The sequence below is a fragment of the Actinomadura napierensis genome (assembly GCF_039529375.1).
Lineage (GTDB): Bacteria > Actinomycetota > Actinomycetes > Streptosporangiales > Streptosporangiaceae > Spirillospora > Spirillospora napierensis.
Window position 1 is genome coordinate 1 of sequence record NZ_BAAAMR010000011.1, and the last position, 21,634, is coordinate 21,634.

General features: G+C 72.0%; 19 protein-coding genes. 8 read left to right on the plus strand and 11 right to left on the minus strand.

Annotated elements, in window-relative coordinates; translation table 11 throughout:
• The 4 genes from ABD296_RS08785 to mtrA all read right to left on the minus strand — a co-directional run.
• Positions 1-394: ComF family protein (locus ABD296_RS08785; RefSeq protein ID WP_407061453.1), on the minus strand; the 394-nt coding region annotated here is incomplete at its 3' end.
• Between the two features lie 95 nt (positions 395-489).
• Positions 490-2,310 carry an LpqB family beta-propeller domain-containing protein gene (locus ABD296_RS08790; RefSeq protein ID WP_344263462.1) on the minus strand — a complete coding sequence of 607 codons (1,821 nt, stop codon included), beginning with the start codon at positions 2,308-2,310 and terminating at the stop codon, positions 490-492.
• Positions 2,307-3,953, minus strand: a complete 1,647-nt coding sequence (gene mtrB / locus ABD296_RS08795; protein ID WP_407061454.1) for an MtrAB system histidine kinase MtrB — start codon at positions 3,951-3,953, stop codon at positions 2,307-2,309. The genes ABD296_RS08790 and mtrB overlap by 4 nt, the downstream gene beginning before the upstream one ends.
• A gap of 79 nt (positions 3,954-4,032) precedes the next feature.
• On the minus strand, positions 4,033-4,710 hold the full coding sequence (mtrA, locus tag ABD296_RS08800; RefSeq protein WP_151538627.1) for an MtrAB system response regulator MtrA: 678 nt from the start codon (positions 4,708-4,710) through the stop codon (positions 4,033-4,035).
• Positions 4,711-5,147: 437 nt separating this feature from the next.
• Between mtrA and ABD296_RS08805 the strand changes: the two genes are divergently transcribed.
• The 5 genes from ABD296_RS08805 (at position 5,148) to ABD296_RS08825 (ending at position 10,495) form a co-directional block, all read left to right on the plus strand.
• Positions 5,148-6,272, plus strand: a complete 1,125-nt coding sequence (locus ABD296_RS08805; RefSeq protein WP_344263470.1) for a hypothetical protein — start codon at positions 5,148-5,150, stop codon at positions 6,270-6,272.
• Positions 6,272-6,955 carry a DUF4129 domain-containing protein gene (locus ABD296_RS08810; RefSeq protein ID WP_344263472.1) on the plus strand — a complete coding sequence of 228 codons (684 nt, stop codon included), beginning with the start codon at positions 6,272-6,274 and terminating at the stop codon, positions 6,953-6,955. Before ABD296_RS08805 ends, ABD296_RS08810 begins: the two co-directional genes overlap by 1 nt.
• Positions 6,949-8,145, plus strand: a complete 1,197-nt coding sequence (locus tag ABD296_RS08815) for a DUF4350 domain-containing protein (protein WP_344263474.1) — start codon at positions 6,949-6,951, stop codon at positions 8,143-8,145. Before ABD296_RS08810 ends, ABD296_RS08815 begins: the two co-directional genes overlap by 7 nt.
• 89 nt (positions 8,146-8,234) lie before the next feature.
• On the plus strand, positions 8,235-9,203 hold the full coding sequence (locus ABD296_RS08820) for an AAA family ATPase (RefSeq protein ID WP_344263675.1): 969 nt from the start codon (positions 8,235-8,237) through the stop codon (positions 9,201-9,203).
• The gene (locus ABD296_RS08825; protein ID WP_344263476.1) at positions 9,203-10,495 is read left to right on the plus strand and encodes a DUF58 domain-containing protein; all 1,293 of its coding nucleotides are present in this window, start codon (positions 9,203-9,205) and stop codon (positions 10,493-10,495) included. Before ABD296_RS08820 ends, ABD296_RS08825 begins: the two co-directional genes overlap by 1 nt.
• A 147-nt stretch (positions 10,496-10,642) precedes the next feature.
• Here the strand turns inward: ABD296_RS08825 and ABD296_RS08830 are convergent, their stop codons facing one another.
• Positions 10,643-11,638, minus strand: coding sequence for a stage II sporulation protein M (locus ABD296_RS08830; RefSeq protein ID WP_344263478.1), 996 nt, complete (start codon positions 11,636-11,638; stop codon positions 10,643-10,645).
• A gap of 69 nt (positions 11,639-11,707) precedes the next feature.
• Between ABD296_RS08830 and ABD296_RS08835 the strand changes: the two genes are divergently transcribed.
• Complete coding sequence (locus ABD296_RS08835) at positions 11,708-12,799, plus strand: RDD family protein (protein WP_344263480.1); 1,092 nt, start codon at positions 11,708-11,710, stop codon at positions 12,797-12,799.
• A gap of 167 nt (positions 12,800-12,966) precedes the next feature.
• Complete coding sequence (locus ABD296_RS08840) at positions 12,967-14,388, plus strand: cellulase family glycosylhydrolase (protein ID WP_344263482.1); 1,422 nt, start codon at positions 12,967-12,969, stop codon at positions 14,386-14,388.
• Positions 14,389-14,401: 13 nt separating this feature from the next.
• On the opposite strand, the gene ABD296_RS08845 is transcribed toward ABD296_RS08840, so the two are convergent.
• The 3 genes from ABD296_RS08845 to ABD296_RS08855 all read right to left on the minus strand — a co-directional run bounded on the left by ABD296_RS08845 (position 14,402) and on the right by ABD296_RS08855 (position 17,114).
• A complete protein-coding gene (locus tag ABD296_RS08845) occupies positions 14,402-15,298 on the minus strand; it encodes an MBL fold metallo-hydrolase (protein ID WP_344263484.1) in 897 nt (298 codons plus the stop codon).
• Positions 15,299-15,364: 66 nt separating this feature from the next.
• A complete protein-coding gene (locus ABD296_RS08850) occupies positions 15,365-15,826 on the minus strand; it encodes a winged helix-turn-helix transcriptional regulator (RefSeq protein WP_344263486.1) in 462 nt (153 codons plus the stop codon).
• Between the two features lie 31 nt (positions 15,827-15,857).
• Positions 15,858-17,114 carry an MFS transporter gene (locus tag ABD296_RS08855; RefSeq protein WP_344263488.1) on the minus strand — a complete coding sequence of 419 codons (1,257 nt, stop codon included), beginning with the start codon at positions 17,112-17,114 and terminating at the stop codon, positions 15,858-15,860.
• A gap of 102 nt (positions 17,115-17,216) precedes the next feature.
• Here ABD296_RS08855 and ABD296_RS08860 point away from each other — a divergent pair, with 102 nt between their 5' ends.
• Positions 17,217-18,092 carry a LysR family transcriptional regulator gene (locus ABD296_RS08860; RefSeq protein ID WP_344263490.1) on the plus strand — a complete coding sequence of 292 codons (876 nt, stop codon included), beginning with the start codon at positions 17,217-17,219 and terminating at the stop codon, positions 18,090-18,092.
• Here the strand turns inward: ABD296_RS08860 and ABD296_RS08865 are convergent, their stop codons facing one another.
• The 3 genes from ABD296_RS08865 to ahcY (ABD296_RS08875) all read right to left on the minus strand — a co-directional run bounded on the left by ABD296_RS08865 (position 18,093) and on the right by ahcY (ABD296_RS08875) (position 21,631).
• On the minus strand, positions 18,093-18,674 hold the full coding sequence (locus ABD296_RS08865) for a hypothetical protein (RefSeq protein WP_344263492.1): 582 nt from the start codon (positions 18,672-18,674) through the stop codon (positions 18,093-18,095).
• 3 nt (positions 18,675-18,677) lie between these two features.
• Positions 18,678-19,934, minus strand: a complete 1,257-nt coding sequence (gene ahcY, locus ABD296_RS08870; protein ID WP_344263494.1) for an adenosylhomocysteinase — start codon at positions 19,932-19,934, stop codon at positions 18,678-18,680.
• 266 nt (positions 19,935-20,200) lie between these two features.
• A complete protein-coding gene (ahcY, locus tag ABD296_RS08875; protein ID WP_344263496.1) occupies positions 20,201-21,631 on the minus strand; it encodes an adenosylhomocysteinase in 1,431 nt (476 codons plus the stop codon).
• Positions 21,632-21,634 lie beyond the last annotated feature (3 nt).

The window sequence follows — 21,634 nt, forward strand, 5'->3', positions numbered from 1 at the left end:
GCCGCGCAGCGCCCCGCCGCGACGGGACCCACACGACCGGGGTCTCCCCTTGCGACGCCGCCGAGGCGCCCGTCGGCGGACCGGGCCCGCCCGGCGTCCCGCCGTCCCACGCCTCCGGTACCGCCGCGTCGACCGCCCTCGCCAGAGCCTCCCCGAGCGGAACGGCGAGCGCCGTCCGGCCGTGCTCCTTGTAGGCCGAGAAGATCTTCTGGACCGGGCCGTCGTACGCGGCGACCGTCCACGGAGGCGGGAGGCCGGCGGGCGCCGGACGCGTGGGCCGGGCAGGGCCGGACAGCGCGGCCGCGCATCCGCCGCACAGCAGGACGGGCTCGCCGCCGCAACCGGCGCAGCGCTCTGGGAGCAGGAAGTCGATCAGGTCGCCGAAGAAGCTCATGACCTCGACGATGCTCGGCCCGCCCAGTGGCCGGAAGCCCCTCGCCGAAATGTGGATAACCTCGCCGCGAAGTTATCCACAGCTCCGCGTCCGGCTCAGCGGGCGTAGCTCGGGTCCCGTGCCGGGGTCGGGCAGATCCAGGGGCTGTAGGAGGTGATCGGCGGGCGCTGACGGCACACCTGGTCCTTGCCGGACGAACTGGTGCCGATCAGCACAGGGGCCCCAGGGGCCGCCGCGATGGTGCGGGGCTCGCCGAGCGCGCCGACGCCCAGGGAGGTGATCGCGCTGCCGCTCACCGGCATCAGGTACGGCAGCGTCGGGGAGTCGCGCTTGGCGCGGCCGAGCACGGCGAGGGTGTCGTAGTCGCGCCACGCCAGGTCGACGGCGGTCTGCAGCTCGGACGAGACGGGCAGGAACGAGCCGACGTCCGGGGCGCCGCCCGCGCCTACGGCTATCCGGCCCATCTGCACCTCCGGACGCCCGTCGATGCGGACGATGACGGCGGCGCGGACACCGTCGCGGGCCACGTGGAAGGCGAGCACCTGGCGTCCGGCCAGGCCCCAGTGGGCGGCTCGCACGGGCGCCTTGCCGGGACGCCGCACCCACAGCCAGGACGCCTTCGTCGTGCTCTCCACCGTCCACAGGCTGCCGTCGCGGCTCCACGAGGGGGCCGTGAACCGGGCGCCGCGATGGGCGTTCAGCACGACGCGGGCGGTCGGGCTTCCGGCGACGGGCCCGGCGGTGACGAGCTGGTCGCCCTCGGCGCTGAGCCCGGCGAGCTCCTGGTAGTTCGGCGAGACGGCGGGGTGGGACAGCCGCCCGGCGGGCCCCGTCACAACGGGCTGGGCGCGGTCGCCCTGGAGGGTGCCGATGAAGCCGGACGATCCGGCGACATAGGCGGTCTGGCGGATCTGCTCGTCGGGGTCCTGCCCGTCGGGCGAGTTGCCGTCCCAGGCGTGCACCGACTGGGTGGAGTCCGTGCCGTCGGGCGTGACGGTCTCGCCGTCGATCTGCAGGCGCCAGCGTTTGATCTCCGAGAGCTGCCGCAGCGTCCAGCTGAGCTGTGCCGACATGCGCTCCACGTTGCCGCCGCGGGCCTCCTGGGTGAGGTCGACTATCGCGAGGTCCTTGTCGATGCGGACATTGCCGCCGCGCAGCCTCGTCCCCTTGGGGAAGGCGCTCTGCACGGCCCCGTCCAGCCAGGAGGTGGGCCCGGACAGCAGGGCTTGGACGAGCTGAGTGGGCAGCGTCTCCCGGTCCACCACGGGCAGGAAGATGCCGTTGGGGACGAGGGTGTGCTGGTCCGGCGCGAAGAAGTACAGGTTGACGGTCCGCATGGCGCGTTCGACGTCGTCCTTGGTGAGGAGCAGGCCTTCCTTGTCGTTGCCGGGAAGGCCGGTGATGCGCCAGACGCCCTGCTGGGTCTTGGCGAGCTGGAAGCTGACGTCGAAGCTCTTGGGGGCGGCCGTGTACTGCCCGTCGGAGGCGATGGCGCCGAGCTGGTCCCCGGTGACGTGGACGGTGGCCCGGTTGGCGGACGTCTGCTCGACATGGGGGTCGACCAGGCGGCTGGTCAGGACGTCCACGTACGGCCTGAGGCCGGGGTCCCAGGCGTTGGGGGTGCTCAGGTACTCCTTGGCGACCTTGTGGCCGTCGTCGAAGCTCGCGGAGGCGGTGAGGAAGCCGGAGACGACCTGGGTGGGCGTCCAGTCCGGCTGCGGGCTCACGGGGATCAGGCGGACGTACGGGTCGTCCACGCGCTCGGCCTTCTCCGCGGGCTTGCCGGTGACGACCTGGCCGCCGGTGGGCACGTTGGCGCATCCGGTCATGCACAGGACCAGGACGACCGCGACGGCGACGGCGGGCCGTACCCGCCCGGCGTGGAGGCGGCGCGTTGCGCGGCGGTCGCCGGTCAATCCCCTGCCTCCAGTTCGGCGAAGAGGGGCCGCGCATCGCCCGCTCCGGGCGGGACGAGCGGGAGGGGTGATCCGCGCAGCTCGGCTCCGGCGACGCGGGGCAGCGACAGCCGGAACTGGGAGCCGACACCGGGTTCGCCCCATGCCTGCAGCCAGCCGCCGTGGAGCTGGGCGTCCTCCCGGGAGATGGACAGCCCCAGTCCCGTGCCGCCGGTCGTGCGTGCGCGCGCGGGGTCCGCACGCCAGAAGCGGTCGAAGACCATCTGCCCCTCCCCCGGTTTGAGCCCGACGCCGTGGTCCCGCACGGCGACGGCGACGGCGTCGCGGTCGGCGGCGACCGACACGACGATGTCCTCGCCCTCGCCGTGCTCGACGGCGTTGACGACGAGGTTCCGCAGGATGCGCTCCACCCTGCGGCGGTCCACCTCGGCCATGCACGGCTCGCCCGGCAGCTGCAGGACGACCTTGCTGCCCTTGCGCTCGGCGAGGCCCTGGATGTCGCCGACGACGCGCAGCACCAGGTCGCGCATGTCGAGCGACTCGGCGTCGAGCGTCGCGGCGCCGGCGTCGTGGCGGCTGATCTCCAGCAGGTCGGCAAGCAGCGACTCGAAGCGTTCGAGCTGGCTCTGCAGCAGTTCCGCCGAACGGCCCACGGCGGGGTCGTCGAAGGTGTCGCGGTTCTCGTAGAGCATGTCGGCCGCGATCCTGATGGTGGTCAGCGGCGTGCGGAGCTCATGGGAGACGTCGGAGACGAACTGGCGCTGCAACTGCGACAGATCCTCCAGTTCGCCGATCTTCTCCTGGAGGTTGGCGGCCATGTCGTTGAAGGACCGGGCCAGGCGCGCCAGGTCATCCTCCCCGCGCACGCGCATGCGCTCTTCAAGCCGCCCTGCCGCGAGCCTCTGCGCCCCTTGCGCCGCCAGCCGCACCGGGATGACGACCTGGCGCGTCACCAGGGAGGCAATGGCGGCCAGGAGCAGCACCAGGACGACGCCCACGCCGACCATGGAGCGGCTCACGTTGGTGAGGGTCCTCTGCTCCTGCTCCAGTGGGAACAGGTAGTACAGCTCGAACTGCCCGGCCTTGCCGCCCACGATGAGGCCGCGCTCGGACGGATGGCCCCCGACATAGGTGAGCTTGCCGTAGGTGTAGGCGCGCGCCCCGGCGGGGGCGTGCTTGAGCTCGTCCCGGAGACGCTGCGGGACGCTCTCCTTACGGAGTTCGTTGGTGGCGTACCCGTCGAAGTACTCGGCGGTGGTGTCGCGGATGTACACCTCGTACAGGCCGGACGGGCCACTGCGCGCCTTCAGCCGGTTCACCACCGCGTTGAGGCGGCTGCCGTCCTCCGTGGCGGCGGACGTGTTGCCCAGGTCCCGCTGTACCTGCGCCAGGCCCTCGTCCAGCTGGAGGCGGGCGGCCTTGACCTTCCCGTCCATGAGGGCGGACGACACCTGCTGCATCAGGAACGCGCCCAGGATGGCCACCACGATCGCCGAGATGAACAGCGTCGAGGTGACCACGCGCACCTGGATGGAGCGGCGCCAGCGCACGGAGCCGCGGCGCGCCGTGCCGCGCAGGACGCGCCGGAGCGTCACCAGGCCGCGCCGCGCCAGGCGCTTGGCCCTGGTCGTGGCGACCCTCACGACGGGTCCTGGCGGCGTGGTGTGCTCTCGGTCATCGGCGTGCCGTTCCGGCTGTCACGAGGGGTGCGGTACCGCGAGGTCAGGCGGGACCGGCCTTGTAGCCGACGCCGCGCACGGTGACGACGATCTCGGGCCGCTCGGGATCCTTCTCGATCTTGGCGCGGAGCCGCTGCACGTGCACGTTCACCAGGCGGGTGTCGGCGGCGTGCCGGTAGCCCCAGACCTGCTCCAGCAGGACCTCCCGGGTGAACACCTGGCGCGGTTTGCGGGCGAGCGCGACGAGCAGGTCGAACTCCAATGGGGTGAGGGGGATGTGGCGGTCGGCGCGCTTCACCGAATGCCCGGCCACGTCGATGGTGATGTCCCCTATCTGCAGGGTCTCGGGAGCGGGCTCGTCGGTGCGGCGCAGGCGCGCGCGCACGCGGGCGACCAGCTCCTTGGGCTTGAACGGCTTGACGATGTAGTCGTCGGCGCCCGATTCCAGGCCGAGGACCACGTCGACGGTGTCGCTCTTGGCGGTCAGCATGACGATCGGCACGCCGGACTCGGCGCGGATCTGCCGGCAGACGTCGATGCCGTCGGCGCCCGGCAGCATCAGGTCCAGCAGCACCAGGTCGGGCCGGGTCTCCCGGAACGCCTCGAGCGCCTTGTCGCCGTCGTGGACGAACGACGGCTCGAAGCCCTCGCCCCTCAGCACGATGCCGAGCATCTCGGCGAGCGCGAGGTCGTCGTCGACGACCAGTACACGTCCTCTCATGGCCCTCATCGTCACAAAGTCGGGGTTCGGTGGAGTGGGGTGAGACGCTCCGGCCCCACCTCGCCAGGGAGAGATATGCCTTGGCGTGCAAGGTTACCTGCGTTTGCCTTGTACATGACTCCTCCAGGCATCCGGTGGGCGGCCCCTTGGCGCAAGCCAAGGCGCGACATGGCAGGCGGGTGGCCTTATACGCGCCTTATACGACACCCCACACAAGGGCGGGATTGTAAACGGGACTCCCGAAACCCATGCCAGGTTGACCGAGATCGGCAGCATTCGTCCGGTACGGGGCCCCGTCAGGGCACAGATCGCCATCGACCGGTCCGGTGACGGCATTTGCGGCGGCTCGCCCGTGACAGGATGACCTGACCGGCGGCCACGGTCACCATGGGCCGTCCACGCCGGGACACCCCCGCCGAACACCGCAGGGAGCCGACATGCCGGGACCGGACGGCTGGGACGACGACGCGGACGCCGACGTCCCGTTCCGCCCCATGTCCATCTCGGAGATGCTCGACGGCGCCATCGCCGGGATCCGGCGCCGTCCGCGTACGGCGCTGGGCATCGCCTTGGCGTTCAGCACGGTCATCCAGGTGACGAGCTCGGTGGCGGCGTACTTCTTCATCGGCAACGAGGCTCGTGACGAGGTCACGCCAGGGGTGCTCATCCGCTCCTTCGGGGCGCAGTTGACCCTCGCGCTCATGGGGTTGGTGCTGTCGGCCTACGGGATCCTGGTCCTGTCGGGGTTGCTCGCGCCGATCCTGGGACGGGAGCTGGTGGGCCTGCCGATCGCGCCGCGCCAGGCCTGGCGCGATGCCCGGCCACGGCTGGGCCGCCTCGCCGCCACGGCGGCGGTGGTGCTGCTGGTGCCGCTCCTGGCGATGACGGCGCCGATCATCCCGTTCATCCTCCTGGTGGCCTCGGGCGCGCATCCGGCGCTGGGGGCGCTGGCGGCGGTCGTCGGCTTCCCCATCGGCATAGGGCTGATGGTGTGGACGTACATCCTGCTCGTCCAGGCCGTACCGGCCGTGGTGCTGGAGCGTACGACGGTCGGGGGCGCGCTGAACCGGGCCCGGGTGCTGTCCAAGGGCCGGTGGCTCCGCACCTGCGGGACTCTGCTGCTGGCGATCCTCATCACGGTGTTCATGGGGTTCTTCGCCCTGCGGATCCCGTTCCTGGTCATCCAGCTGCTCTTCTTCGGCATCGGCTCGGACGGCGGGTCGACGATGGGCGCGCTCACGGTCGACACGGTGGGGCGCATCATCAGCTGGTCGGTGGTGCTGCCGTTCGACGCCGGCGTCATCGCGCTGCTCTACATGGACCGACGGATGCGCCGCGAGGGACTGGACTTGGACCTGCGCACGCGAGGGCGTTCCGCCGCCGCTGTGGCGGCCGGTTCCGGCCGTGACGGCCCCGGCCCTAGCGCCGGCCCCGATTCCGGCCCCGGCGAGACGGGCGGCCAGGGCGACGACGTCGATGGGGAAGGCTTCATCGACCTGTGGCGGCCGCGCCCGGTGGGCGCCTGGAGGGGAACCGGTCCGGAAGCGGGGGCGCGTCCGTGATGCTCGATCCGATCGGCCGCGACGAGGCCCGCGACATGGCCCGCCGCGAGCTGGACAAGCAGATCTACCAGCGGGACAAGCCGTCCTGGCTGGAGCGCGTGTGGGACCGCTTCACCGACTGGCTCCACGACCTGTTCAGTCACGCGGCCCAGCCGAACGCACACGGCAACGGCGGCGGGTGGATCTCGATAGCGGTCATCGTGGTGATCGCTCTGGTGGCGGTGGCGCTCGTCGTGTGGCTGATGTGGGACCGCCGCAACCCGCGTTCCAGGAAGGACCCGCTCCTGGAGGACAAGCCCTCGACGGCCCTCGACCACCGCGATGCGGCGGAACGGCTCGCCGCGGAGGGGCAGTGGGCCGAGGCCATCCGGGAGAGGCTCCGCGCCATCGCCCGCGACCTGGAGGAGCGCGCGGTGCTCGCGCCGCGTCCCGGCCGCACGGCGGACGAGCTGGCGGCGGAGGCCGGTGAGGCGGTGCCGGACCTCGCGGACGCGCTGCGCGCCGGCGTGCGGGTCTTCGATGACGTCTGGTACGGCGACCGCCCCGGCACCGCCGAGGGATACGGGCAGGTCAAGGAGCTGGACGAGCGGCTGCGCGCGGCGCGTCCGAAGCCGCTGGAGTCCGACGGGCTCGTCCCGGCGGCGGCCGGCGCCGACGACCCGGACGGGGCCCCGCGATGGTGATCGAGTCGCCGGCCCAGGGGCGGCGCACGCAGGGCGAGCCGTCCGCCCGGCAGGTCGCCGGCCGCCGCTGGCGGTCGGCGCGCGGCGTCGTGGCGGCGCTGTTCGCCATGGTCGTGATCGCGGTGATCCTTGCAGCGCTGCGCCCGTCCGACTCCCCGGAACGGCTCGATCCGACCTCGCCGAAGACGGACGGCTCGCGCGCGCTCGCGGAGATCCTCAAGCAGCACGGGACGCCGGTGACGGTGGCGAGGCACGCCGAGGAGGCCGTCGACCGGTCCGGCCCCAGCACCGTCATGGTGGTGACGCGCAGCGAGCGCCTCACACAGAACGACATCGACCGGATGCGTGGCACGCAGGGGGCCCTGCTGCTCGTCGAACCCACGACGCCCGTACTGGAGGCACTGGCGCCCGGCGTGGAGATGAACGGCACCAGCTTCGCCAATGCGGCCGAACCCGGGTGCTCCCTTCAGGCCGCCACACTCGCGGGCACGGTGGCGTTCGACCAGTCGCAGACCTATGAGGCGTCCGGCAACGGCGTCGTCTGCTACCGGGCGGACGATCAGGCGCGGCTCGTCCAGGTCCAGGACGGTCCCCGGACCGTCACGGTGCTGGGCTCCAGCGCGCCGCTGACCAACCGCCATCTCGCGGAAGAGGGCAACGCCGCGCTGCTGATGAACCTCGCGGGGGCGCGCCAGTCCGTGGTGTGGCTGGCCCCCGACATGCCCACCGAAGGCGCCGGCGCGGGGCAGGAGTCGCTGACCGACCTGCTTCCGTTCGGCGTCAAGCTGTTCTTCCTGGAGCTGGTCTTCGCGGTCGTCCTGGTGGCGCTGTGGCGGGGCCGGCGCCTCGGCCCCGTCGTGGCGGAGGCGCTCCCCGTGATCGTCCGGTCCGCCGAGACGGTCGAGGGGCGCGCGCGCCTGTACCGGGCCGCCCGTGCCCGGGACCGGGCCGCGGGCGCGCTGCGCTCAGGCGCCCGCGAGCGCCTCGTCCCGCTCCTCGGCCTGCCGCGCAGCAGCGCGCAGGACCCCGCGGCCGCGCAGGAGATCGTCACGGCCGTGGCCCGCCGGACCGCCCACGACGAGGCGTACGTCGGCGCGGCCCTGTACGGTCCCGACCCCCTGGACGACGCCGGGCTGATCGCCCTCACCGCCGTCCTCGACGACCTTGAAAGGCAGGTACGCCAGTCGTGAACCACCCTGTTGACCTCGGGAAGGACGACGGGCCCGGGCTGTCCCCCGGCGGTGTCGCGCCGAGCGACACCCCGCCCGGAGCCGAGGGCATGTCGGAGGAGGCCCGGCGGCAGGCCGAGACCGCCCGCGCGGCGCTCGCGGCGCTGCGCGGCGAGGTCGCCAAGACGGTCGTCGGCCAGGACTCGGTGGTGACCGGGCTCGTCATCGCGCTCCTGTGCCGCGGCCATGTGCTGCTGGAGGGCGTCCCCGGCACCGCCAAGACGCTGCTCATCAAGACGCTGTCGCGGGCCCTCGACCTCGGCTTCAAGCGCGTGCAGTTCACCCCCGACCTGATGCCGGGCGATGTGACCGGGTCGCTGGTGTACGACAACAGGACCTCGGAGTTCGAGTTCCGCGAGGGCCCGGTCTTCACCAACCTGCTGCTCGCCGACGAGATCAACCGGACTCCGCCGAAGACCCAGGCGTCCCTGCTGGAGGCCATGGAGGAGCGGCAGGTCTCGGTGGAGGGCGCCGCGCGCCCCCTGCCCGACCCGTTCGTGGTGTGCGCGACGCAGAACCCGATCGAGTACGAGGGCACCTACCCACTGCCCGAGGCGCAGCTCGACCGGTTCCTGGTGAAGCTCACCGTCCCCGTCCCCACGCGGGACGAGGAGATCAGGATGCTGCAGCGGCACGCCGCCGGATTCGATCCGCGCGACCTGTCCGAGGTGAAGCCCGTGGCGGGCGCCGCCGAGCTGGCGGCCGGGCGCGCCGCCGTCCGAGCGGTGCACCTGGATCCCAAGATCGCCGCCTATGTCGTGGACCTGTGCCGCGCGACGCGCCAGTCCCCGTCGCTCCAGCTGGGCGTCTCCCCGCGCGGTGCTACCGCACTGCTCGCCACCGCGCGCGCGTGGGCGTGGCTGTCCGGCCGCGACTACGTGACGCCGGACGACGTGAAGGCACTGGCGCGGCCGACGCTCCGCCACCGCGTGCAGCTGCGTCCGGAGGCGGAGCTGGAGGGCGCGACCGCGGACGGGGTGCTGGAGGGCATCCTCGCTCACGTCCCCGCGCCGCGCTGATGGCGCTCACCGGACGCCTGGGGCTGCTGGCGCTGCTCGGCGCGGTCGTGCCGATCCTGCTGCCGAGCTGGTGGACGCTGCTCGCGATCTGGGGCGTCCTGCTGCTCGGCGTCGTGACGGACCTCGCGCTGGCCGGCAACGTGCGGGCGCTGCGGTTCCACAGGTCGGGCGCCACCTCCGTCCGCCTCGGCGAGACGGCGCAGGTGACGCTCCTCGTGGAGAACCTCGGCCGGCGCCGGCTCAAGGCGCGGCTGAGGGACGTGTGGCCGCCCAGCGCCGCCGCCGCGCCCCGGATGGTGCACGTGGACGTTCCGGCCGGGGAGCGCCGCCGCGTCGACATGGCGCTGACGCCGACCCGGCGCGGCGACCGGCGCGCCGTCACCGTCGTGGTCCGCTCGGTGGGGCCGCTGGGGCTGGCCGCCAGGCAGCTGTCGCGGTCCGCGCCCTGGACCGTCCGGGCGCTGCCCGCGTTCCCCTCGCGCCGCCACCTGCCCGCGAAGCTGGCGCGCCTGCGCGAGCTGACCGGCGCGCACGTCGCGCTCATCCGCGGCCAGGGCACCGAGTTCGACTCGCTGCGCGAGTACGTCGACGGCGACGACGTCCGCTCCATCGACTGGCGGGCCACCGCCCGGCGCGCGGACGTGGTGGTCCGGACGTGGCGTCCCGAACGCGACCGGAGGATCTACCTGGTGCTCGACACCGGCCGCACGTCGGCGGGCCGTGTCGGGGACATCCCGCGGCTGGACTGCTCCATGGACGCGGCGCTCCTGCTGGGCGCCCTGGCGTCGCGGGCCGGCGACCGGGTCGACCTCCTCGCTTACGACCGGCGCGTCCGTACGCGCGTCGAGGGCGCGTCCCGCACGGACCTGCTCCCGGCGATGGTGCACGCAATGGCGCCGCTGGAGCCGGAGCTGCTGGAGTTCGACGCGGCGGGCATGGTGTCGACGCTGATGGCGCGGGTCAGGCAGCGGTGCCTGGTCGTGCTGCTGACCGACCTGAACACCGCCGCGATCGAGGAGGGCCTGCTGCCGCTGCTGCCGCTGCTGACCGCCCGCCACCTCGTCATGATCGCCGCCGTCGCCGACCCGCGGGTCGGCGAGATGGCCGCCGGGCGCGGCGATCTCGCGGCGGTGTACGACGCGGCCGCCGCCGAGCGGGCCCGGGCCGATCGCCGCCGGCTCACCGCCGAGCTCCGCACGCACGGGGTCGAGGTCGTGGACGCGCCGCCTCAGGAAATCGCTCCCGCCCTCGCGGACGCCTACCTCGCGCTCAAGGCCGCCGGGCGCCTCTGAACGGCTCAGCGGCGCCCTCAGCGGCGCCTGGACGGCCGCCAGTCGCCCCGGCGCGCCCGCTCCGGGCGGCTCGGTTGCCGGTTGATGGGGGTTCGCCGGGATTGACGTCTCAGTGCTGGACGCTGCGAGGGTGCCGCGTCTTGGCTCTCAGCCGGCGACCGGGACGAGATCCGGACGGAGCTCGGCGTCGCCCGTCTCCCCCTGGCGGGTGGCCCGGCGCCCGAGCACGATCACGTAGCTGAGGAACGCCGTCTCGGCGACGACGCCGATCGTGATGCGCAGCCAGGTGACGTGCACCCAGCCGGTGACGAAGCCCTCGATGAGGCCGGACACCAGCAGCACGGCGACGAGCCCGATGGCGATGCTGATCGCGGCGCGCCCCTCCTCCGCGAGCGCCTGGCCGCGGCGGCGTCGCCCGGGGTCCACGACCGTCCAGCCGAGCTTCAGGCCCCCCGCGCACGCGAGGTACACCGCGGTCAGCTCCAGCAGGCCGTGCGGCAGGATCAGCCCGAAGAACACGTCGCCCTTGCCGTAGGCGAACATCAGCCCGCCCGTGACACCGAGGTTGATCTGGTTCATCAGCAGCACGTAGACGGTCGGGATGCCCAGCAGGATGCCGAAGATGAGCGCCACCGCCGACACCCACGCGTTGTTCGTCCACACCTGGAAGGCGAACGACGCCGCCGAATGCTCGGTGTAGTAGTTCGCGAAGTCGTGCTCGACCAGGTCCCGGACCTCGTTCGGCGTGCCGATGCTCGACTGCACGTGCGGGCTGTGCACGACCCAGATCGCCAGGGCCAGCGCGAGCAGGTTGCCGAGCACCGCGTTCCCGAGCCACCACCAGCGCATCCTGTAGGCGGCGGCGGGGAACGACACCGTCGCGAACCTGGTCACGTCGCGCCACATAGGCGCCTGCGCGCCCGCCACCGCGGCCCGTCCGCGCGCCACGAGCGACGACAGCCGGCCCACGAGGTCCGGGTCCGGCGAGCTCGACCGGACGACCGACAGGTGCGTGGCCGTCCGCTGGTACAGCTCGACCAGTTCGTCGGCCTCGGCGCCGGTCAGCCTGCGGCCGCGGTTGATGAGATGCTCCAGCCGTTGCCAGTCGGCGTTGTGCGCGGCCACATAGGCGTCGACGTCCACCCGGGGAGACTAACGCCTCGACCGGCGAAGGCGGCAAAATGGACCGGCCCCGCATGGGAGGATCAGGACATGGCCGAACTCGTCACCGGCGAGGCCGTCGCGCTCGACATCCGTGTCGCGCGCCTGGCCAGCCGGGGCTGTGCCCTGCTGCTGGATCTGCTGCTCCAGCTCATCCTGCTGAACGTCACCCTCTATGTGGCGGGCCTGACGGCCCTCGTGGCGGACGAGGCGTGGACGATAGGGCTGTCCCTGATCGCCGTCGTCGCGGTGATCGTCGGCTACCCGTGCGCGTTCGAGACGCTGTCGCGCGGGCGGACGCTGGGCAAGATGGCCGTGGGGATCCGGGTCGTGGCCGACGACGGGGGCCCGATCAGGTTCCGGCAGGCGCTCGTGCGCGCGCTGGCCGGCTTCCTGGAGTTCTGGACGCTCTACGGGGCGCCCGCCCTGATCACCTCGTTCTGCAACCGGCGCGGGAAGCGGCTCGGCGACCTGTTCGCCGGGACGATCGTCATCCAGGAGCGGATCCCCGCGTCCGGCCGCCTCGGCCCCGTCGCCGTCATGCCCCCGCAGCTCGCCTGGTGGGGGCGGTCGCTGGAGCTGTCGATGCTGTCGGACGAGCTGGCGATGACGGCCCGCCAGTACCTGGCGCGCTTCTGGGAGCTGCTGCCGGAGGTCCGCGATTCGCTGGGGCAGCGCATCGCGGCGCAGGTCGTGGAGGTGGTCAGCCCACCGCCGCCTCCAGGCGTCCGTCCCGAGATCCTTTTGTCCGCCGTGCTCGCCGAGCGCCGCCGCCGCGAGGAATGGCGCCTCGCCGAGCGCCGCGCCCGCCGGCTGCGCCGCACCGGGCAGGCGCACATGACCCAGGACCCCGCTCCCGTACCGGCGATGGCAATGGCCGGTACAGGCCAGCCTCCGCCACCCGGATGGCAGGGGCCGCCCCCAGGGCCGCAACAGCCGGGCCCTTACGCACCGGGCCCGCACCCGACAGGCGGTTACCCGACCGGCGGTTACCCAGTTGGGGGCCACCCGGCAGGCCCGTACCCCGGCGGCCCCTACGCGCCCGGCCCGTATGCGCCCGTTCCGTATGCACCCGGCCCGTATCCGGTGCAGGGGATGCCTCCCGGCCGGTACCCGGACGGCGGCGTACCGCCGGGCCGGTAGGCGACGCCGCAGCGCCCGGCCGTCCCTGAGCGCCGTCCGACCAGCGGCAGGACCGCCGCTTTGTCATCAACAGCCGTATCCCGGCACGGTTGTTGTGCATTTCTCCGACTTCCCCGGGCCCGATCCGCCTCCTAATATCCGAACAAATTTCACGTTCAGGAGGCGGGATGCGCGTCCGCACTGCGCTCGGCCGGATCACCCTCACCACCGCGCTCGCCCTCGCCGGGGCCGCGGGGACCGCGGCGGCCGGCGCCCCCGCGCACGCGGACACCGCGCCGCTCCCCACGATCACCGACGACCAGGGCCGGACGCTCATCCTGCACGGCCTCAACACCGCGAGCAGCGCGAAGGGGCCCGGCGGGCTGCCCTGGATCAGCCGGGACGACGTCGTCCGCGAAGCCCGGGAAATGGGCACCGACTCCGTCCGGTACCTGATCCAGTGGAAGAACGTCGAGCCCGAGCCCGGCCGGTACGACGACGCCTATCTCGACGCCGTCGCGGAGCGCGTGGCCTGGTACCGGGAGCAGGGCATGCACGTCATCCTGGACATGCACCAGGACATCTACGGCCCCGCGGCGTGCATCGGCGCCGGCAACGGCGCCCCCGCCTGGGCCACCTTCACCGATGGCCTGCCCTGCACACCCCAGGACCCGTGGGTGCTCACCTACCTCCAGCCCGCCGTGCTGCGCGCGTACGACAACTTCTGGAACAACACCGGGAAGCATCCGGAGCTGATGGAGCGGTACACGGCGATGTGGCAGCACGTGGCGCAGCGCTTCGCCGGAGACCCCGCCGTGCTGGGCTACGACCTGATGAACGAGCCGTTCGGCGGGACGAGGCAGTTCGGGTTCTTCGAGGGCCCCATCCTCACCCCCTCCTACCAGCGCGTCGTCAACGCCATCCGGAAGGTCGACAAGGACAACTGGGTGTTCGTGGAGCCCCAGGCGCTCGGGTCCAACGAAGGCGCCGAATCGTCCATCGGTGTGGTCAAGGACCCACGCCCCGGCACCCCTCACATCGTGCTGGCCCCGCACTTCTATCCGGGTGGCGTCGACCTCGGCGGCTCCTATGACGGCGCCACGAAACTGCTCGTGCAGGCACAGTTCGCCTTGTGGAAGCGCAACATGCCCGCTGCGGCGCGCCGCCTGAACGCCCCGATGTGGCTGGGAGAAGTGGGCGGGATGGGACAGGACGCTCCGGGAGCAGCGGACTTCACCGGCGACTGGCTCTCCATGGCGGACGACCTCGGCATCGGCTGGGCCTACTGGTCCAACGACCCCGGCTCCTCCGGCGTGACCGACGGCAAGGGGAATCCAACGCTGTTCGCCAAACTCCTGGCGCGCCCCTATGCCCGGGCCATAGCGGGCACCCCGGTGAAGATGTCGTACTCCTCGCAGACCCTCACGGTCTCGTGGCGCAACAAGGCCGGTGTATCGGGCCCAACGGAGATCTGGTTCCCGTCCACCCCGAAGGTCGCCTCGACCGATCCGGCCGGCAAGTGGAGGACGGCCTGGGACGCCGACCGTCACGTGCTGTCCGTGTGGGCCGACCCGAACACCGCCGCCCACACCGTCACCGTCACGCCATAGTCGCGACACGGCCTTACGCGACACGGCCTTGCGCGGCGCTGCTCCAGGCACGGCGCGCCACAGGCGGCAGGACACGACCGAAGACGTGGCCCGCGAAGTGGCCGCCGGCCAGCAGCGTCCGCTCGTCCTCCAGTTCGGAGAGCAGCGACTCCCGGGTGGCCGCCGCCTCCGCAGGGGCGTCGTCGAAGACGAACCCCCAGTCGCTCTCGGCGACCTGGACCTGGCAGTGCATCACGTCGCCGAGGATGACCAGGCGGCGGTCGTCCCCCGGCCGGGTGACGACGAGGCTCTGGTGGCCGGGCGTGTGGCCGGGGGTCGCACGGACGCGGATTCCGGGCGCGATGTCCTGCCCGTCCTCGACGAACTCGACGCGGCCCGCCAGGGGGCCCTGCACGGCGACGGGGTCAGGGCCGATGATCTCCGCCGTCCCCGTCCAGTGCTTCCACTCGGCCTCGGCGACGAGGTGGCGCGCGTTGGGGAACGTCAGGCCGCTGGGTGCGCTCCCTTCGGGGAGGGTGGGGCCGGGCGCCACATCAGTGGTCCAGCCGACGTGGTCGTGGTGCAGGTGGGTGTAGACGACCGTGTCGACGTCCTCCGGGGCGAGTCCTTCCGCGGCGAGACTGCGCAGCAGCGTTCCGCCCTTGAACGACGCGAGGTCGGGGACCTCGAAGTCCACCTCGCCTAGGCCGAGGTCCACCAGGATGACGCGGTCGCCAGTGCGGACGAGGAACGAGCCGATGCTGATGGGGAGCCGCCCATCGGCGTCCAGGAACTCGCTGTGCGTCGCCCAGCCGGTGGGGGCGCTCGCGGGGAAGACCGCCGTGGGCACGACCCTGGCGTGACCGTCGGGCAGGAAGGTGACGGTGGCACCGCCAAGGCGGACCTGTGCGCGGGAAGCCGGTTGGACCATGACCATCCTCTCGTGGGCGGCCTCCGGCGGAGGCCGTTGCACCCACTATCGGAGAGTCACTAACCATTAGGAAGTACGCACTTGCAAGTGCGCGTCCCCACCGGAGTCGAACTCCAGCCGCGCCCGCTCCACCTCGTTGATGTGCTTCTCCGCCCAGGTCCGGACGGCGGCCAGCGGTTCTTCGAGCGTCCGGCCGAGGTCGGTCAGCCGGTACTCGACCTTCGGCGGCACCGTCGGGTGGACGCGCCGGGTTACGAGCCCGTCGCGCTCCATGCTGCGGAGTGTCTGGGTGAGCATCTTGTCGCTGATGCCGTCGATCTCCGCGCGGAGTTCGGAGAAGCGTCGCGTGCCCTCGAACAGGGCGCCGACTATCAGCGCCGTCCATTTGTCGGCGATCCGGTCGAGCGCGGCACGGGACGGGCATGGGGCGCTGTACACGTCGGCCGGTTTCCCGTCGGGCAGCCACGTCAGGGGCGAGCGTCCCGGCGTGCCCGGTCGCGGTCTGCGGGTGAGCGGTGCTCTCGGCATGCCACCACACTAACCATCGGAGAGTACGCGGTCAGCGCCCGGCATGGTGCGGTGCCGGGCTCCGCCCGGATTCCCCGTCCTGCGGGGCCGGACGGCGCCGTTCGAGCCGGAGCAGGGCCGCCAGCGCGGCCAGCGCGAGCGCGGCGACGGCCGCGGTGAACGCCACTGCGGCACCGCGCAGCCCGAAGGCACTGGCGGCGACGCCGACCAGGACCACCGGCAGGGAGATCCCGGCGTAGGCGGTGAGGAAGAAACTCGACACCGTCTGGGAGCGCTGGGCGGCCGGGGTGCCCGCTGTGACGGCGGCCAGGCCGGCCCGGAAACCGAGGCTCTGGCCCAGGCCGACAACGATGGGGCCGGTAACGAGCAAGGGGAGCGACTCGGCCAAGAGCGCTCCGGCAATGGCGGCGAGCCCGAGGACGAGCACCGCGCACCCCGCCGGTAGTGCGATCCGTTCCGGCACCTTGGCGAACAGGACCTGTCCGGCCGTGGAGGCGCCGAACATGGCGAACACGACCAGCCCCGCCAATGCCCGGTCCGGGCGGTGCAGCACGCCGACCAGAATCCCCGGCACCACCGCCGTGACGAGGCCGAAGACCGCGAAGGCCGCGAACGCCGCAATGGCCGCAGGGACGAACACCGGCCGCACCTCGGCGGGGACGGCGGGACGCTGTGCACGCGGCCATACGGTCCGGCGGTCCCGCACGGTCTCCGGTGCCGCCAGAACGGCCACGAACGCAAGCGCCAGCAACACGAGGTCCACCACGAACGGAACGGCCAGTGGATGGGGCGCGTATTCGGCGAGCAGCCCCGCGAGCAGCGGACCGCAGCCGAGCCCGAACATGTTGACGGCCGCCGCCAGCAGTGCCGCCCCGCCGCGCCGCTCGGGCCGGACCAGTTCGACCAGCGTCACCGTCCCGGTCGCCGTGACGACCCCGGCCGACAGTCCCGACAGCACCCGTGCCGCCAGCAGGACGGGCACGTCCCCGGCCACCAGGTACACCACCGCCGCGACCATCGACACGGCGACGCCCGCGAGCATCACCCGGCGGCGCCCGAGCGCGTCGGACGACCGGCCGAACAGCAGCGCGAAGATCACTCCGGCCGCGTAGACGGCGAAGACGACCGTCGTGACCAGGCTGCCGAAGCCGAACCGCTGCTGGTAGATCGGATACAGCGGCGTCGCGAGGGTCGTGCCGAGCATGACGGCCCAGAAGGCGTACGCCATGCACACCGGGCCGATGCCGGCCCGCACGTTCCGCTCCGGCCGCGTCCCCCAAGCCCCCATGAATCCTCCCTTTCCACTCAAACCACCCTTCCCAGGGTGGCGGAGGGAGCCATCATCAGTCCAACGCATGAATCCGATGCTCATCATCGCTACCGTCGATTCATGGACCTGCGCCAGCTCGAACACTTCGTCGCGGTCGCCGAAGAACTGCACTTCACCCGCGCCGCCGCCCGCGTCCACATCGTCCAGTCCAGCCTGTCCAGTTCGATCGGCGCCCTCGAACGGGAACTGGGCGCCCGGCTGTTCACCCGCACCAACCGCCGCGTCGCGCTGACCGAGGCGGGCCGCGCTCTGCTGCCGTCCGCCCGCCGCGCGCTGGCCGCCGCCGAGAGCGGCCGCGACGCCGTCGCCGGAGTGCGCGGCCTCGTGCGCGGCCGGTTGACGGTCGGCGCGATCCAGACCCTCGGCGTCCTCGACCTGCCCGCGCTGCTCGCCCGCTACCACCGGCGCCACCCCGGCGTCACCGTCCGGCTGCGGCACGCGGGCGCCGCCGCCCTCGCCGGCGAGCGCGCCGCCGGGACGCTCGACCTGGCGTTCGTCGACCGGGCGACCGGCGAGCCCGGGCTCACCGAGCATCCGCTCGGCGGCGACCGGCTCGTCCTCGCCGTTTCCCGCGACGACCCGCTGGCCTCGCGCGGCATGGTCCGCCTCACCGATCCCGCGCTCGCGGGCCGCGACTTCGTCGAATACCGCGCCGACTCCGCTCTGCGCGCCCAGATCGACGCCGCCTGCACTCGCGCTGGCCTCGACCGGCGGATCGTCGCCGAGGTCGACACCATCCAGTACCTGGTGGAACTCGTCGGCCACGGGCTCGGCGCGGCCCTGCTCCCGCCTCAGGCCCTCCGCAACGCCACGGACCGCGTCGCCGCCGTCCCGACCGATCCCCCGCTGTACCGCACCCTCGTCGCCGTCACTCCCACCACCCGCCCCCTATCCCCCGCAGTAGAAGCCCTACTGGCACTCCTCCCGCACCCCTAGTCAGGTGACGAAGTTGGGCGGCGATTCCAGCGCGGTCAATTCGATATCAGGGCCGGACAGCAGGACGTCACCGGCGACGTGGACCGAGGTCGCCTCCCCGGTGGAAAGGTCCGTCACCTCGTACTCCGAGACTTGCAACGGCACGGTGTCGGTCTCGTACACGGACGTCTCCGCAAGCCGCCATCGCCACACTCCGCTGAGTGCCGACAACGAGGAGCCGCCCACCCGTACCAGGCGGAGCTTCACCTCAGCGCCCGGCTCCTCCAACGCGAGGGAACGCGCCACGGCTATGGAGAACGCAGGCGAGTCGCCCAGGAACCCGTAGGCCCGCTCGGCATGCTCCGAACCCTCCCCGGACGCGGCGCGCACCCACGCCAGGTCCGGGCCGGTCACGCCGCCGCGCAGCCACCAGCCCGGGGTGACGAGCTCGACGCGGATCTGCCGCCAGCGCGAGTCGACGACGAGGTCGAGGCGCCGGCCGTCCGAGCACTGGGACACGTACCGCCAGCCGCCGGGGCCGGGAGCGCACTGGAAGCGCTCCTCGACCCCCTCGTCCAGATGCAGGTAGGTACCGGACGGCATGGGTCAGGACCCCAGACGCCACGAATGCAGGTAGTCCTCCTGGTCGGGCGTGAGGAGGTCGATGGAGATGGACATGGAGGCGAGCTTGAGCCGCGCCACCTCCGTGTCGATCTCCTTAGGGACGTCGTGGACGGCGGCGGCCAGCGACGTGTGCGACTCGGCCAGCCACGCGCAGGTGAGCGCCTGGTCGGCGAACGACATGTCCATCACCGCGGCCGGATGGCCCTCGGCGGCCGCCAGATTGACGAGGCGGCCCTCCGCCAGCAGGACCAGGCGGCGGCCATCGGCGAGGACGTACTCGTCCGTCTGGGGCCGCACGCCGTGGTGCACGGCGACGGCCATGTCCTCCAGGGCCCGGACATCGATCTCGACGTCGAAATGGCCGGAGTTCGCGAGGATCGCGCCGTCCTTCATGACCGCGAGGTGCTCGGCGTTCACCACCTCGCGGTTGCCGGTGACGGTGATGAAGACGTCGCCGTCCACGGCGGCCTCCGCCATCGGCTGGACGGCGAACCCCTGCAACGCCGCGTCGAGCGCCTTCACGGGGTCGATCTCGGTGATGACCACGCGGGCGCCCAGTCCGCGCGCGCGCTCAGCGAGGCCCCGCCCGCAGTAGCCGAAGCCCGCGATGACCACGGTCTTGCCGGCGAGAAGCGTGTTGGTGGCGCGGATGATGCCGTCCAACGTCGACTGGCCGGTGCCGTACCGGTTGTCGAACATGTGCTTCGTATCGGTGTCGTTGACCGCGACCATGGGGAACCGGAGTGCGCCCTCACGGGCCATCTGGTGCAGGCGGATCACGCCCGTCGTCGTCTGCTCGCACCCCGCCTTCACCGTGGGCAGCAGATCGGTGCGGTCTATGTGCAGCATGTTGACGAGGTCGCAACCGTCGTCCAGCACCAGATCGGGCCCGGTCTCCAGCACATGGTGGATGTGCGCGTAGTAGCCCTCGCGGTCGATCCCCGCGCGCGCGAAGACCTCCGCACCGTCTTCCTGCACCAGCGCGGCGGCCGTGTCGTCCTGGGTGGAGAGCGGGTTGGACGCCGCGAGCGCCACGCTGGCCCCGCCCGCCTGCAGGGTGCGGATCAGGCAGGCGGTCTCCGTCGTGACGTGCATGCACGCCGCGATGCGCAGGCCGTCCAGCGGGCGTTCCTTGGTGAACCGCTCCCGGATCTGCCGCAGCACGGGCATGCTCCGGTCGGCCCACTCGATCCGCTTGACGCCCTCGTACGCCAGCGACACATCCGCGATATCGCTCATGTCTTCCTCAATGTTGCCCGCAGCGCCGGAAGCCAGCGGCCGGGCAGACGAGGTTCGCCTGCCCGGCCGCGCGCGTTTCCGCCTTGACCTCTACCTTCGCAGACCCCGAACGTCGCGATCGCGAGCGAAGCCAAGTTCGAGCCTGCGAGAACTTGATCGCGCAGCGAGGCCCCCAGGGCCGAGTCGGAGCGATGCAGCGATCGCACGCATTGCCCGCCGAAGGGAGGGCCCCCAGGGCCCGACCGCCAAGGGCACTGCAATAGAACTCAGTACCGGTAGTGGTCGGGCTTGTAGGGGCCCTCCACGTGGACGCCGATGTAGTCGGCCTGCTCCTTGGTGAGGGCGGTCAGCTTGACGCCGAGCGCGTCGAGGTGGAGGCGGGCGACCTTCTCGTCCAGGTGCTTCGGCAGCACGTACACGCCGACCGGGTACTCCTCGGTCTTGGTGAACAGCTCGATCTGCGCGATGACCTGGTTGGTGAACGAGTTGGACATGACGAACGACGGGTGGCCGGTGGCGCAGCCGAGGTTCATCAGGCGGCCCTCGGCCAGCACGATGATGGAGTGGCCGTCCTTGAACCGCCATTCGTGCACCTGCGGCTTGATCTCGATCTTCTCGATGCCGTCGATCTTGGCGAGCCCGGCGATGTCGATCTCGTTGTCGAAGTGGCCGATGTTGGAGACGATCGCCTGGTGCTTCATCCGGCTCATCTGCTCGGCCGAGATGATGTTGAAGTTGCCGGTGGTGGTGACGAAGATGTCGGCGATGTCGACGACGTCCTCCAGGGTGGTGACCTGGAAGCCGTCCATCACGGCCTGGAGGGCGCAGATCGGGTCGATCTCGGTGACGATGACGCGGGCGCCCTGGCCCTTCAGCGCCTCGGCGCAGCCCTTGCCGACGTCGCCGTAGCCGCACACGACCGCGACCTTGCCGCCGATCAGCACGTCGGTGGCGCGGTTCAGGCCGTCGATGACCGAGTGCCGGCAGCCGTACTTGTTGTCGAACTTCGACTTGGTGACCGAGTCGTTGACGTTGATCGCCGGGAAGGCGAGCGTGCCGGCCTTCGCCATCTCGTACAGGCGGTGGACGCCGGTGGTGGTCTCCTCGGTGACGCCCTTGATCGCGGCGGCGGTCTCGGTCCAGCGGCCCGGCTTCTCGGCGATGGTGCGGCGGAGGGTGTCGAGGACGATCCCCCACTCCTCCGGGTCGTCCTCGGCCGCCTGCGGGACGGCGCCGGCCTTCTCGTACTCGGTGCCCTTGTGGACGAGCATGGTCGCGTCGCCGCCGTCGTCAAGGATCATGTTCGGGCCGGTGCCGTCCGGCCACTGCAGGGCCTGGTCGGTGCACCACCAGTACTCTTCGAGCGTCTCGCCCTTCCAGGCGAACACCGGGACGCCCTTCGGGTCCTCGGGGGTGCCGTCCTTGCCGACGACGATCGCGGCGGCGGCGTGGTCCTGGGTGGAGAAGATGTTGCAGGACACCCAGCGGACGTCGGCGCCGAGATCGACCAGCGTCTCGATCAGCACGGCGGTCTGGATCGTCATGTGCAGGGAGCCCATGATCCTTGCCCCGCGCAGCGGCTTGGCGGCGGAGTACTCCTCGCGCACCGCCATCAGGCCCGGCATCTCGTGCTCGGCGAGCCGGATCTCCCGGCGCCCGAAGTCCGCCAGCGACAGGTCGGCGACCTTGTAGTCCATGCT